The following is a 13,803-nucleotide window of genomic DNA, read 5'->3' as shown; positions in this document are numbered from 1 at the left end:
CTAATTGTACATTGCAGCTGGGAGGAATGTACACGTGAATGAAATTTATATGGAAATAAAAGAAGAATTACAATTGATGAGAAAAGAGTTGCAAGATAGATTGGCGAAAGAAGTAATGCACACATACTATATGGAATTTGGGCAAGAACTTGGATACGAAATAAAGGAAGAGACAAAGAAAAAATTGCTATTACATGATATAAAAGAGGATTTAAAAGATGTAGAACGTGCATTGTTTAAAATGGAAATAGATATGTACGGTATTTGTGAAGAAACTGGAAGAGCGATTTCTACAAAACAAATGAAAACAATGCCGACTGCTCGTACTATTCATGAATTTTTCTATGAAAAGGTAAATGTATGAAATACGCACAACGATATTATGTTACCTTTTTTTAATTTATTTTATTCTTCTACAAAGGTTCATTGTGAAAAGGTAGCAGCTATGCTAAAATTTTGAGGTACACTGTCTTTGTGGGGGAAATGAAAATGATATATTATGTAATAGCGTTATTTGTCATTGCCATCGATCAAATATCGAAGTGGCTAATTGTAAAGAACATGGAATTGGGTACGAGCATTCCGATTATCGATAATGTATTATACATAACATCTCATCGAAATAGAGGAGCTGCCTGGGGTATTTTAGAAAATAAAATGTGGTTTTTCTACATTATTACAGTCATTTTCGTAGCATTTATCGTATTTTATATGAAAAAATATGCGAAAACGGACAAGCTTCTAGGTATTTCATTAGGTCTAATTTTAGGCGGAGCAATTGGCAATTTTATTGATCGTGTATTTAGACAAGAAGTAGTGGATTTCATTCACGTGTATATTTTCTCGTACAACTATCCGGTATTCAATATAGCTGACTCAGCATTATGTATTGGAGTTGTATTAATTATTATTCAAACAGTATTAGAAGGAAAGAAAGCGAAGGAGTAATTGAATGAGTGAAGTAGTACAAGTAACAGTCGCAGAAGAACAAAAAAGCGAGCGAATTGATAAATTCGTTGCAGAAATAAACAGTGAATGGTCACGTTCACAAGTGCAGCAATGGATTAAAGATGCTGTTGTGACAGTAAATGGGAAATCAGTTAAAGGGAATTATAAAGTAAAAGGAAATGATGAAATTACAGTAACAATTCCCGAGCCAGAAGAGTTAGATATTCAACCGGAAGATATGAATTTAGAAGTTTATTATGAAGATGCCGATGTACTAGTTGTAAATAAGCCGCGTGGCATGGTAGTACATCCAGCACCAGGGCATACGAAGGGTACGCTTGTAAACGGACTTATGCATCATTGTACAGACCTATCAGGTATTAACGGTGTAATGCGTCCTGGTATAGTACACCGTATTGATAAGGATACATCTGGATTATTAATGGTTGCTAAAAATGATATGGCGCATGAATCACTTGTAAATCAACTTGTAGCAAAAACGGTAACAAGACGTTATAAAGCGATTGTACATGGTGTAATTCCACATGATAAAGGAATAATTGACGCTCCAATTGGTCGTGATAAAAAAGAACGTCAAAGTATGACTGTTGATGAAAATGGTAAGAATGCAGTTACACATTTCCAAGTGTTAGAGCGATTTAAGGATTTCACACTTGTAGAATGCCGCTTAGAAACGGGACGTACACACCAAATTCGTGTTCATATGAAATATATTGGTTATCCACTTGCAGGGGATCCAAAGTATGGTCCGAAGAAAACATTAGATATGAATGGACAAGCACTTCATGCAGGGATTTTAGGTTTCGATCACCCTCGTACTGGTGAATATATTGAGTTTGAGGCACCGATTCCAGAAGTGTTTGAAGAAGCGCTAAATATTTTACGGAAATAGTATTGACAAATCATAAGAAAACTGAGATACTGACAACAGTTAAATAATGATCCTTTAACACAGCCCCGTGAGGTTGAGAAGGTAACGGTTTGAAATACTTAGGGTGTGTTGTACCCTTTTTTCAAAAGTCCTCTCGCACACGCTGAGAGGACTTTTTTTATACCATTACTCTCACGCAAGAAAAAAACTTGGAGGTGTAGAGCATGCAAGAGAAAGCTGTCGTTTTAGATGACCAAATGATTCGCCGCGCTTTAACACGAATTAGTCATGAAATCGTGGAACGAAATAAAGGTGTCGATAATTGTGTTCTTGTCGGAATAAAAACACGTGGAATTTTTATTGCACAACGTTTGGCAGAACGAATTGGTCAAATTGAAGGAAAAGAGATGGAAGTAGGAGAGTTAGATATTACGTTGTATCGTGATGATTTAACACTACAATCGAAACATAAAGAACCACTTGTAAAAGGTTCTGATATTCCTGTAGATATTACGAAGAAAAAAGTTATCCTTGTGGATGATGTGTTATATACAGGAAGAACAGTTCGAGCAGCAATGGATGCTCTTATGGATTTAGGTAGACCATCACAAATCCAATTGGCTGTTCTTGTTGATAGAGGTCATCGTGAATTACCAATTCGCGCTGATTATGTAGGAAAGAACATTCCAACATCTAGTGAAGAGCGTATCGAAGTTGATTTGCAAGAGACAGATCAACAAGATCGAGTAAGCATATACGATAAGTAAAGCCCTTTTAAATGTAGTCCTGTGAGGCTGCCAAAGGGTCTTGGCTTTCATATGTCAAATTTGGCATACGAAAGTGTAGGACTCTTTGTGCACAGGCACAAAGAGTTTTTTTATTGCAAAAATTAAAACTGAAGGAGGATGTAACAATGGAGCAAAAGCCAGTGTTAGACATTCATGAAGTACCGAAACCGGGAAAATGGTTTTTATTAAGTATACAACATTTGTTCGCGATGTTTGGATCAACAGTGCTTGTTCCGTTTTTAACAGGACTGAATCCATCAGTAGCTTTAATATCAAGTGGATTAGGAACGCTAGCGTTTCTTCTAATAACGAAAGGTCAAGTACCAGCGTATTTAGGATCATCATTCGCCTTTATTGCACCAATTATTACAGCGAAAACAGCAGGTGGACCTGGAGCAGCGATGCTTGGAGGAATGCTTGCGGGACTTGTTTACATCTTAATCTCACTCGGAATTAAGAAATCTGGGTCAGAATGGATTATGAAATTACTTCCGCCAATCGTAGTTGGGCCAGTCGTAATGGTAATCGGTTTATCTTTAGCACATACAGCAGTGAACATGGCGATGAACGGTGCGGATGGTAAGTATAGCATTACACACTTTTCAGTAGCATTAGTAACATTAGCAATTACAATCATTTGCTCCATATTCGGGAGAGGATTTTTCAGTATCATACCAGTGCTACTTGGAATCATCGGCGGGTATATATTCGCTTACTTCCAAGGGCTAGTAGATTTAAAACCAGTAGCTGAGGCAAAATGGTTTGTCATACCAGACTTCACAGTACCGTTTGTAACATATACTCCGGAGTTTTCATGGAAAATTGTACTCTTAATGGTGCCAGTTGCACTTGTAACAATTTCAGAACATATCGGACATCAAATTGTACTTGGAAATGTTATTAAAAGAGATTTAATTGAAAAACCAGGTTTACATCGTTCAATCTTCGGTGATGGGATAGCAACATTGATCGCATCACTAATAGGAGGACCACCGAATACAACGTACGGTGAAAACATCGGTGTGCTAGCAATTACGAGAGCATACAGTGTATACTTATTCATCGGTTCAGCAGTGTTCGCAATCATGTTTGGATTTATCGGGAAGATTTCAGCACTGATTCATTCGATTCCAACACCAGTTATGGGTGGTGTATCAATCTTACTCTTCGGTGTAATCGCATCAAGTGGTTTACGTATGATGGTAGACGATAAAACAGACTTAGGTGACAAACGAAACTTAATGATTGCATCAGTTATACTAGTAATCGGTATTGGCGGAGCGGTACTGCACGTAGGTGAATCGTTCCAAGTAGAAGGAATGGCGCTAGCAGCAATTGTAGGTGTACTATTAAATCTACTACTACCAGAGACAAAACAAACAAATAAAACAAAACAATCTAAGCAGATTGCTTCATAAAAATAACCTTTTAATTCAGTCCTGTGAGATAGAAAAGGGTGGCTACTTTAACGCACCCTAGTCTCAAAGACTAGGGTATTTTTATACAGTTATTGTTATATAAATTCAATGGTGTTATCATAAAAAACAGAAAGATGAGGGATGACGATGAGCCATTTGTTAACGATGAGTGAATTATCGGAACAAGAAATTTCAGAAATCCTAAAAGACGCAGAAGATTTCGCGAATGGAAAAGAGAGAAAAACGACAGAGCAAACATTTGTTGCGAACTTGTTCTTTGAGAATAGTACGAGGACGAGATTTAGCTTTGAAGTTGCTGAGAAGAGATTAGGACTTGAAGTATTAGACTTTTCCGCAGATGCATCTAGCGTACAAAAAGGAGAAACTTTATACGATACGATAAGAACACTAGAATCAATCGGAACAAAAGCGGTAGTCATCCGCCATGAGCAAGATCGTTACTTCGATGAATTAAAAGATCAGGTGAATATCCCAATCTTGAACGCTGGAGATGGATGTGGAAATCATCCAACGCAATGTCTACTCGATCTTCTAACAATTAAACAAGAGTTTGGAAGATTTGAAGGTTTGAAGATTGCAATAGTTGGGGATGTTCGTCATAGCCGAGTAGCACGTTCTAATGCAGAAGCATTAACGAAACTGGGCGCGACAATTTACTTTGCAAGCCCAGAAGAGTGGAAAGATGAAGAGAACACATTTGGAACGTACAAGAGTTTAGATGAACTTGTTCCAGAAGTGGATGTGATGATGTTACTTCGTGTACAACATGAGCGTCATGACCATTATGAAACAGACATTATGAAAGAGTATCACGAGCAACATGGGTTAACAGTTGAAAGAGAAAAACGTATGAAAGAAGGAAGCATTATTATGCATCCAGCCCCTGTAAACCGTGATGTTGAAATTGCGAGTGAACTTGTCGAGTGTGAACGCTCACGCATATTCAAGCAAATGGAAAACGGGGTCTACGTAAGAATGGCTGTACTAAAACGCGCATTACCAAATGTATTAGGAGGAATGAAACATGAATTATTTGTTTAAAAATGGTCGTTATATGAATGCAGAAGGAACAATTGTAGCAACAGATCTTCTCGTACAAGACGGTAAAATTGCGAAGGTAGCAGAAAATATTACGGCAGATAATGCTGAAGTAATCGATGTAAATGGAAAGTTAATCGCACCTGGATTAGTAGATGTACACGTTCATCTTCGTGAACCAGGTGGTGAACATAAAGAAACAATTGAAACAGGAACACTTGCAGCAGCAAAAGGTGGATTTACTACAATTTGCGCAATGCCAAACACACGCCCAGTACCAGATTGTAAAGAACATATGGAAGACCTGCAAAAGCGTATTAAAGAAAAAGCACATGTAAATGTATTACCATATGGAGCAATTACAGTACGTCAAGCAGGTTCTGAAATGACCGATTTTGAAACGTTAAAAGAACTTGGAGCGTTTGCTTTCACTGATGATGGCGTAGGCGTGCAAGATGCAAGCATGATGTTAGCTGCAATGAAGCGTGCATCGAAATTAAATATGGCAGTTGTTGCACACTGTGAAGAGAACACACTTATTAATAAAGGATGTGTACATGAAGGGAAGTTTTCTGAGAAACACGGATTAAACGGTATCCCATCAGTATGTGAATCCGTACATATTGCCCGGGACATCTTACTTGCGGAAGCTGCAAATTGTCACTACCACGTATGTCACGTAAGTACAAAAGGATCTGTACGTGTAATCCGTGACGCGAAACGTGCTGGAATTAAGGTGACAGCAGAAGTAACACCGCATCACTTAGTATTATGTGAAGATGATATCCCATCGGCTGATCCTAACTTTAAAATGAATCCACCGCTTCGAGGAAAAGAAGATCATGCAGCGTTAATTGAAGGACTATTAGATGGAACAATTGATATGATCGCAACTGACCATGCACCGCATACTGCGGAAGAGAAAGCGCAAGGGATTGAAAGAGCACCGTTCGGAATTACTGGTTTTGAAACAGCATTCCCGCTTTTATATACAAACCTTGTGAAAAAAGGAATCATTACATTAGAGCAACTGATTCAATTCTTAACAGAAAAACCAGCTGACACATTCGGTTTAGAAGCAGGGCGCCTAACAGAAGGTAGAACAGCTGATATTACAATTATCGATTTAGAACAAGAAGAAGAAATTGATCCAACAACATTCTTATCAAAAGGAAAAAACACACCATTCGCAGGTTGGAAATGCCAAGGTTGGCCGGTTATGACAATCGTTGGTGGTAAGATCGCATGGCAAAAGGAGAGTGCATTAGTATGAAAAGACAACTTATCTTAGAAGATGGAACAGTATTAATTGGAAAAGGTTTCGGAGGAGAAATAGAAAAGTCAGGTGAGGTTGTATTTACAACTGGGATGACTGGATATCAAGAAACTTTATCTGATCCATCATACTGCGGTCAAATCGTAACATTTACGTATCCATTAATCGGAAACTACGGCATTAACCGTGATGATTTTGAATCAATTCACCCATCTGTAAATGGTTTAATCGTAAACGAAATTTGTGATCACCCATCAAACTTCCGTAATGAAATTTCGCTAAATGATTACTTGAAAGAAAGAAATATCCCAGGATTAGCAGGAATTGATACGAGAAAATTAACAAGAAAAATTCGTCAATATGGAACTTTACGCGGACGTCTTTGCAATATGGATGTGGATGTAGAGGACATCGTTAGCCAATTGAAAGCAACTGTCTTTACAGATCATGTGAAACGCGTATCAACAAAAGATCCATATCCAAGTCCAGGCCGTGGACACCGAGTTGTACTTGTAGACTTCGGAATGAAACATGGTATTTTACGAGAATTAAATAAGCGTGATTGTGATGTAATTGTTGTACCTTACAATACAACAGCAGAAGAAATTCTACGCCTTAGCCCAGATGGAATTATGTTAAGTAATGGACCTGGGGACCCAAAAGATGTACCAGAAGCAATTGAAATGTTAAAAGACATTATTGGTAAAGTTCCTTTATTCGGGATTTGCCTAGGACATCAATTGTTCGCCCTGGCATCTGGTGCGAATACAAGTAAGTTAAAATTCGGTCACCGTGGTTTAAATCATCCAGTAAAAAATCTTGCAACTGGAAAAGTAGCAATTACATCTCAAAACCATGGTTACGCAGTAGAAGAAGAATCAGTTGGAAATACAGAACTGGAAATTACACATGTTGCTTTAAATGATGGAACAGTAGAAGGTCTTCGTCATACGAAGTTCCCGGCATTTACAGTGCAATACCATCCAGAAGCTTCTGCAGGACCAGAAGATGCAAATGATTTATTCGAAGATTTCTTAGCAATGATTGAAAACTTCAAGAAAGAAGGGGAAGAGTTATGCCAAAACGCCTAGACATTAACACAATTTTAGTAATCGGATCAGGACCAATTGTAATTGGGCAAGCAGCAGAGTTTGATTACTCTGGTACACAAGCTTGTCAATCTCTTAGAGAAGAAGGTTACAAAGTAATCCTTGTTAACTCTAACCCAGCAACAATTATGACAGATACTGCAACAGCAGATAAAGTATATATAGAACCATTAACATTAGAATTCGTAAGCCGTATCATTCGTAAAGAACGTCCAGATGCACTCCTACCAACATTAGGTGGTCAAACAGGCCTAAACATGGCTGTTGAACTTGCGAAATCAGGCATACTTGAAGAGTGCGGAGTTGAAATTTTAGGAACAAAATTATCAGCAATCGAGCAAGCTGAGGATCGTGATTTATTCCGTACATTAATGCAGGAATTAAATGAACCAATTCCATCTAGCACGATTATTCATACGCTGGAAGAAGCACATGAATTTGTAAAAGAAATTGGTTATCCAGTTATTGTTCGCCCAGCATTTACAATGGGGGGAACAGGTGGCGGAATCTGTAATAATGAAGAAGAACTAATTGAAATCGTATCAGGTGGATTAAAACACAGCCCAGTAACACAATGTTTATTAGAAAAGAGTATTGCCGGTTGTAAGGAAATTGAATATGAAGTAATGCGTGATTCGAATGATAACGCGATTGTAGTATGTAACATGGAAAATATCGATCCGGTTGGGGTTCACACAGGTGATTCTATCGTTGTAGCACCGAGCCAAACATTAAGTGACCGTGAATATCAAATGTTACGAAACACTTCATTAAGAATTATTCGTGCATTAGGAATTGAAGGTGGATGTAACGTTCAGCTTGCACTTGATCCACATAGCTTCCAATACTATGTAATCGAAGTAAACCCGCGTGTGAGTCGTTCGTCTGCACTAGCATCTAAAGCAACTGGATATCCAATTGCGAAGCTAGCGGCGAAAATTGCAGTCGGTTTAACATTAGATGAAATTATAAACCCAGTAACACAAAAAACATACGCTTGCTTCGAGCCAGCATTAGACTATGTTGTTTCAAAAATTCCACGTTGGCCATTTGATAAGTTTGAATCAGCAAACAGAACACTTGGTACACAAATGAAGGCAACTGGTGAAGTTATGTCAATCGGACGTAACTTAGAACAATCATTATTAAAAGCGATTCGTTCTTTAGAGCTTGGCGTTTATCACCTAGAGTTAGACCACTTAAAAGAGCTTGATAAAGAAACGATGAAAAAGCGTATTATAAAAGCTGATGACGAGCGTCTGTTCGTTGTAGCAGAAGCAATCCGTCAAGGTGTAACGAAAGAAGAAATCAACGAATGGTGTGAAATGGACTTCTTCTTCTTACAAAAAGTTGAAAATATCGTAAACATGGAACGCGAAGTAAAAGCGAATGTAGGAAATATGGAAGTGTTACAATCTGCGAAAGAAATGGGCTTCAGTGACCATTACATCGCCAATGCTTGGAACAAAACAGAGCGTGAAATTTACGATATGCGTAAAGAAAGCAATATGACTCCTGTTTATAAGATGGTAGATACTTGTGCGGCAGAGTTTGAATCTGCAACACCATACTACTACAGCACATATGGTGACGAGAATGAATCGATTGTAACAGATCGTAAGAGTGTAGTTGTACTAGGATCTGGTCCAATCCGTATTGGTCAAGGTGTTGAGTTTGATTATGCAACAGTTCACTCGGTATGGGCAATAAAAGAAGCTGGATATGAGGCAATCATTGTTAATAACAACCCAGAAACAGTTTCAACAGACTTCAGTATTTCTGACAAATTATACTTTGAACCATTAACAATCGAAGATGTAATGCACATTATCGATTTAGAAAAGCCAGAAGGTGTTATCGTCCAATTCGGCGGACAAACGGCAATTAACTTAGCGGCTAAATTAGAAGCACATGGTGTGAAAATCTTAGGAACATCACTTGAAGATTTAGACCGTGCAGAAGATCGTGATAAGTTTGAAGCAGCTTTAACAAAGCTTGGTATCCCGCAACCAGTTGGTAAAACAGCAACGACTGTAGAGCAAGCAGTAGCGATCGCTGACAAAATTGGTTACCCAGTATTAGTAAGACCATCTTACGTACTAGGTGGACGTGCGATGGAAATCGTATATCGTCAAGAAGAATTACTGCACTACATGAAAAATGCGGTTAAAGTTCACGCAGATCACCCAGTATTAATCGACCGTTATATGGTTGGTAAAGAAATTGAAGTAGATGCAATTTCAGACGGTGAGAATGTATTCATTCCAGGTATTATGGAACATATCGAACGCGCTGGAGTTCACTCTGGGGATTCAATTGGAGTATATCCACCACAGAGCTTATCTGAAAAACTAAAAGAACAAATTATTGAACATACAATTGGGCTTGGAAAAGGTTTAAACATTGTTGGATTACTAAACATTCAGTTTGTAGTATTCAAAGATGAAGTGTATGTAATTGAAGTAAATCCACGTGCGAGCCGTACAGTACCATTCTTAAGTAAAATTACAGGCGTACCGATGGCAAATATCGCAACGAAAGTTATTTTAGGTCAAAACCTTGTAGAACAAGGATATGGAACTGGCTATCACCCAGAAGAGAAGGAAGTGTATGTAAAAGCACCGGTATTCTCATTTGCGAAACTACGCTCAGTTGATACAACATTAGGGCCTGAAATGAAATCAACAGGGGAAGTAATGGGGAAAGATTTAACGCTTGAAAAAGCATTATATAAAGGACTTGTTGCTTCAGGAATTAACATTCCAACGCACGGATCAGTAATCATCACTGTAGCGGATAAAGATAAAGAAGAAGCGCTGGAAATTGCAAAACGCTTCCATGAAATCGGCTATAACTTATTAGCAACAGCAGGAACAGCACAATCGCTAACAGAACAAAACATTCCGGTGCAAGTTGTAAACAAAATTGATTCTGAAGACTACAACTTACTTGATATTATCCGTCAAGGGAAAGCGCAGTTTGTAATCAATACATTAACAAAAGGAAAACAACCAGCGCGTGATGGTTTCCGCATTCGCCGTGAATCAGTAGAAAATGGTGTGGCTTGCTTAACATCACTTGATACAACGAGAGCAATCTTGAGAGTATTAGAATCTATGACATTCTCAGCTCATTCAATGAAAGAAATTACGCAAACGAAGCGTCACGAGGTGGTACATGCATGATGCAAAAGCAAAATATGATCGTCGTTAACCAAAAAGAAATCGCAAAAAACATTTACGAATTAGTGCTTCAAGGGGATTTAGTGCAGCAAATGAACGATCCAGGACAGTTTGTACACATTAAGGTAGCAGAGGGCATTACGCCCCTTCTGCGCCGCCCAATTAGTATTTGTAATGTCGATCAAGACAAGAACGAATTTACAATGCTATATCGTGCGGAAGGACAAGGAACAAAAACATTAGCGAAAAGAAAACAAGGTGAACTTGTAGATGTGTTAGGACCACTTGGTCATGGATTTCCTGTAGAAGAAGCGGAATCTGGACAAACGGCTCTATTAGTTGGTGGGGGAATTGGTGTACCACCACTATATGAATTGTCACAGCGTCTTGTAGCAAAAGGAGTACGCGTTATTCACATCTTAGGTTTCCAAACGAAAGATGTTGTCTTCTATGAAGAGAAATTCGCAGAACTTGGTGATACGTATGTTGCAACAGTTGATGGTACAAATGGTACAAAAGGGTTTGTAACAGATGTAATCGATAGCTATGGAATTGACTTTGACATTCTCTACTCATGTGGACCTTTAGCGATGCTTCGTGCATTAGAAGGACGCTATAAGGAGAGAAAAGCCTACATTTCATTAGAAGAACGTATGGGCTGTGGTATCGGAGCATGTTTCGCATGTGTATGCCATTTGCAAGCGGATCCGAGTGGACATTCTTACAAGAAGGTGTGTAGCGACGGACCAGTATTTCCAATCGGGGAGGTTGTACTATGAACAGATTGCAAGTTGAATTACCAGGGTTATCATTAAAAAATCCAATCATCCCAGCATCTGGTTGCTTCGGATTTGGTCGTGAGTATGCACAGTTCTATGATTTAAGTGTACTTGGATCAATTATGATTAAAGCGACAACAGAACAACCTCGTTATGGAAACCCAACGCCTCGTGTTGCTGAAACACCAGGCGGAATGCTAAATGCAATCGGGCTTCAAAATCCTGGATTAGAAAAGGTAATGAATTCTGAATTACCTTTTCTCGAGCAATTTGATCTTCCGATTATTGCAAACGTTGCGGGTTCACAAGCTGAGGATTACGTAGCGGTTGCGAAGGCGATTTCAAAGGCACCTAATGTTCATGCGCTAGAATTAAATATTTCTTGTCCAAACGTAAAAACGGGTGGTATCGCTTTTGGTACAAATCCTGAAATTGCTGCTGATTTAACGAAGCGAGTAAAAGAGGTTTCTGAAGTACCGGTATATGTGAAATTGTCACCGAACGTGGCAAACATTGTGGAAATTGCAAAAGCAATTGAAAATGCGGGTGCGGACGGTTTAACGATGATTAATACATTGCTTGGTATGCGTCTAGATTTAAAAACTGCAAAACCAATTTTAGCAAACCGTACGGGCGGACTATCCGGGCCTGCGATTAAGCCAGTAGCAATTCGTATGGTACATGAAGTAAGTCAAGCTGTTAACATTCCGATCATCGGAATGGGTGGTATTGAAACAGCGGAAGATGTAATTGAATTCTTCTATGCGGGCGCAAGCGCGGTTGCAGTTGGAACGGCGAACTTTATCGATCCGTTCGTATGTCCGACAATTATTGAAGAATTACCAGCATTACTAGATGAATTAGGATTTGATCATATTTCGGAATGTCAAGGAAGGAGCTGGAAGCAAACATGTCACAGTCGTTAATCGTTGCACTAGATTTTCCAGGGAAACAAGAGGTAGAACAATTCTTACACCACTTTGAAGGGGAAGAGTTATTTGTCAAAGTTGGTATGGAGTTGTTTTACAAAGAAGGTCCTGCAATTATTACGTACTTAAAAGAAAAAGGACATAAAATCTTCCTAGATTTAAAACTTCATGATATTCCGAATACGGTAAAAAGCGCTATGCGTAGCCTAGCTAGTCTAGATGTAGATATGGTAAATGTTCATGCTGCTGGGGGAAGCAGTATGATGAAAGCTGCGATTGAGGGATTAGAGGAAGGTAAGCAAGAAGGAAAAGAGAGACCGATTTGTATTGCCGTTACACAATTAACAAGCACTTCGGAAGCTATGATGAAAAAAGAGATTGGCATTGAGAAAACGTTAGAAGAAGCGGTTGCTCATTATGCAAAATTAACGAAAGAAAGTGGACTTGATGGAGTTGTTTGTTCAACACTTGAAGTACCAAAATTACGTGAAGTATGCGGAAATGAATTTGTAACAGTAACACCAGGGATTCGTCTTGCAAGCGATGATGTAAATGACCAAGTGCGCGTAGCAACACCGAAACGTGCGAGGGAACTTGGTTCAAGCTACATCGTAGTTGGACGTAGTATTACAAAAGCAGAAAATCCGCTTGAAGCGTATAAAACAGTAAAACAACAGTGGGAAGGTGTAACAGTATGAAAAAAGAAATCGCATCGCATTTATTAGAAATTGGAGCAGTATTTTTACAACCGAATGACCCATTTACTTGGTCTTCTGGTATAAAATCACCAATTTATTGTGATAATCGTTTAACTTTATCTTATCCAAAAGTACGCCAAGCGATTGCAGCTGGATTAGAAGAGTTAATTAAAGAGCACTTCCCAACTGTAGAAGTTATTGCAGGAACAGCAACTGCTGGTATTGCGCACGCTGCATGGGTAAGCGATCGTATGGATTTACCAATGTGCTACGTGCGTAGTAAAGCAAAAGGTCACGGTAAAGGGAACCAAATCGAAGGAAAAGCTGAAAAAGGTCAAAAAGTAGTAGTAGTGGAAGACTTAATTTCAACTGGCGGTAGTGCAATTACATGTGTAGAAGCACTTCGCGAAGCTGGCTGTGAAGTATTAGGAATCGTATCAATCTTCACATACGAGCTTGAGTCAGGAAAAGAGAAACTAGAAGTAGCAAACGTAGCATCATATTCTTTAAGTGATTACAGTGCATTAACTGAAGTTGCAGCAGAAAAAGGTATGATCGGACAAGCTGAAACGAAAAAATTACAAGAGTGGCGTAAAAATCCAGCAAATGAAGCTTGGATCACAGCGTAATACGAAAAAAGACGATCGCGGGGGAACGCGGTCGTCTTTTTTATATCATTGCTAAAATTGTATGTAAAGTTCCATCGATATCAAAGAAAATCATAG

Annotated in this window: 13 protein-coding genes; all 13 read left to right on the top strand. The window is 38.7% G+C overall.

The window, feature by feature from the left end:
• Positions 1 to 34 precede the first annotated feature (34 nt).
• The gene (locus tag MR066_RS09310) at positions 35 to 364 is read left to right on the top strand and encodes a TraR/DksA C4-type zinc finger protein (protein ID WP_002014715.1); all 330 of its coding nucleotides are present in this window, start codon (positions 35 to 37) and stop codon (positions 362 to 364) included.
• 125 nt (positions 365 to 489) lie between these two features.
• Positions 490 to 948: a lipoprotein signal peptidase LspA gene (gene lspA / locus MR066_RS09305; protein WP_002128849.1), complete on the top strand. Its 459-nt coding sequence runs from the start codon at positions 490 to 492 to the stop codon at positions 946 to 948.
• A 4-nt stretch (positions 949 to 952) separates the two neighbouring features.
• Positions 953 to 1,861: an RluA family pseudouridine synthase gene (locus MR066_RS09300; RefSeq protein ID WP_002033761.1), complete on the top strand. Its 909-nt coding sequence runs from the start codon at positions 953 to 955 to the stop codon at positions 1,859 to 1,861.
• A gap of 203 nt (positions 1,862 to 2,064) precedes the next feature.
• Positions 2,065 to 2,607, top strand: coding sequence for a bifunctional pyrimidine operon transcriptional regulator/uracil phosphoribosyltransferase (pyrR, locus tag MR066_RS09295; protein ID WP_001156489.1), 543 nt, complete (start codon positions 2,065 to 2,067; stop codon positions 2,605 to 2,607).
• Between the two features lie 146 nt (positions 2,608 to 2,753).
• The gene (gene uraA, locus MR066_RS09290) at positions 2,754 to 4,046 is read left to right on the top strand and encodes a uracil permease (RefSeq protein WP_061689332.1); all 1,293 of its coding nucleotides are present in this window, start codon (positions 2,754 to 2,756) and stop codon (positions 4,044 to 4,046) included.
• A gap of 147 nt (positions 4,047 to 4,193) precedes the next feature.
• Complete coding sequence (pyrB, locus tag MR066_RS09285; RefSeq protein WP_002128846.1) at positions 4,194 to 5,108, top strand: aspartate carbamoyltransferase; 915 nt, start codon at positions 4,194 to 4,196, stop codon at positions 5,106 to 5,108.
• Complete coding sequence (pyrC, locus tag MR066_RS09280) at positions 5,092 to 6,378, top strand: dihydroorotase (protein WP_002088243.1); 1,287 nt, start codon at positions 5,092 to 5,094, stop codon at positions 6,376 to 6,378. The genes pyrB and pyrC overlap by 17 nt, the downstream gene beginning before the upstream one ends.
• Positions 6,375 to 7,472, top strand: a complete 1,098-nt coding sequence (locus MR066_RS09275) for a carbamoyl phosphate synthase small subunit (RefSeq protein ID WP_002121861.1) — start codon at positions 6,375 to 6,377, stop codon at positions 7,470 to 7,472. The genes pyrC and MR066_RS09275 overlap by 4 nt, the downstream gene beginning before the upstream one ends.
• On the top strand, positions 7,457 to 10,675 hold the full coding sequence (gene carB, locus MR066_RS09270; RefSeq protein WP_002165154.1) for a carbamoyl-phosphate synthase large subunit: 3,219 nt from the start codon (positions 7,457 to 7,459) through the stop codon (positions 10,673 to 10,675). The genes MR066_RS09275 and carB overlap by 16 nt, the downstream gene beginning before the upstream one ends.
• A complete protein-coding gene (pyrK, locus tag MR066_RS09265; RefSeq protein ID WP_242246907.1) occupies positions 10,672 to 11,451 on the top strand; it encodes a dihydroorotate oxidase B electron transfer subunit in 780 nt (259 codons plus the stop codon). The genes carB and pyrK overlap by 4 nt, the downstream gene beginning before the upstream one ends.
• The gene (pyrD, locus tag MR066_RS09260) at positions 11,448 to 12,377 is read left to right on the top strand and encodes a dihydroorotate oxidase B catalytic subunit (RefSeq protein ID WP_002088238.1); all 930 of its coding nucleotides are present in this window, start codon (positions 11,448 to 11,450) and stop codon (positions 12,375 to 12,377) included. Before pyrK ends, pyrD begins: the two co-directional genes overlap by 4 nt.
• Positions 12,362 to 13,078 (top strand): orotidine-5'-phosphate decarboxylase, encoded by a 717-nt coding sequence (pyrF, locus tag MR066_RS09255; protein ID WP_000083510.1) that lies wholly within the window; start codon positions 12,362 to 12,364, stop codon positions 13,076 to 13,078. The genes pyrD and pyrF overlap by 16 nt, the downstream gene beginning before the upstream one ends.
• Positions 13,075 to 13,707: an orotate phosphoribosyltransferase gene (pyrE, locus tag MR066_RS09250; protein ID WP_002142936.1), complete on the top strand. Its 633-nt coding sequence runs from the start codon at positions 13,075 to 13,077 to the stop codon at positions 13,705 to 13,707. Before pyrF ends, pyrE begins: the two co-directional genes overlap by 4 nt.
• The last annotated feature ends 96 nt before the right edge of the window (positions 13,708 to 13,803 follow it).

The sequence above is a fragment of the Bacillus cereus group sp. BfR-BA-01523 genome (assembly GCF_022662615.1).
Classification (GTDB): Bacteria; Bacillota; Bacilli; order Bacillales; family Bacillaceae_G; genus Bacillus_A; species Bacillus_A mycoides.
This window is presented reverse-complemented; position numbering and strand designations above follow the sequence as displayed.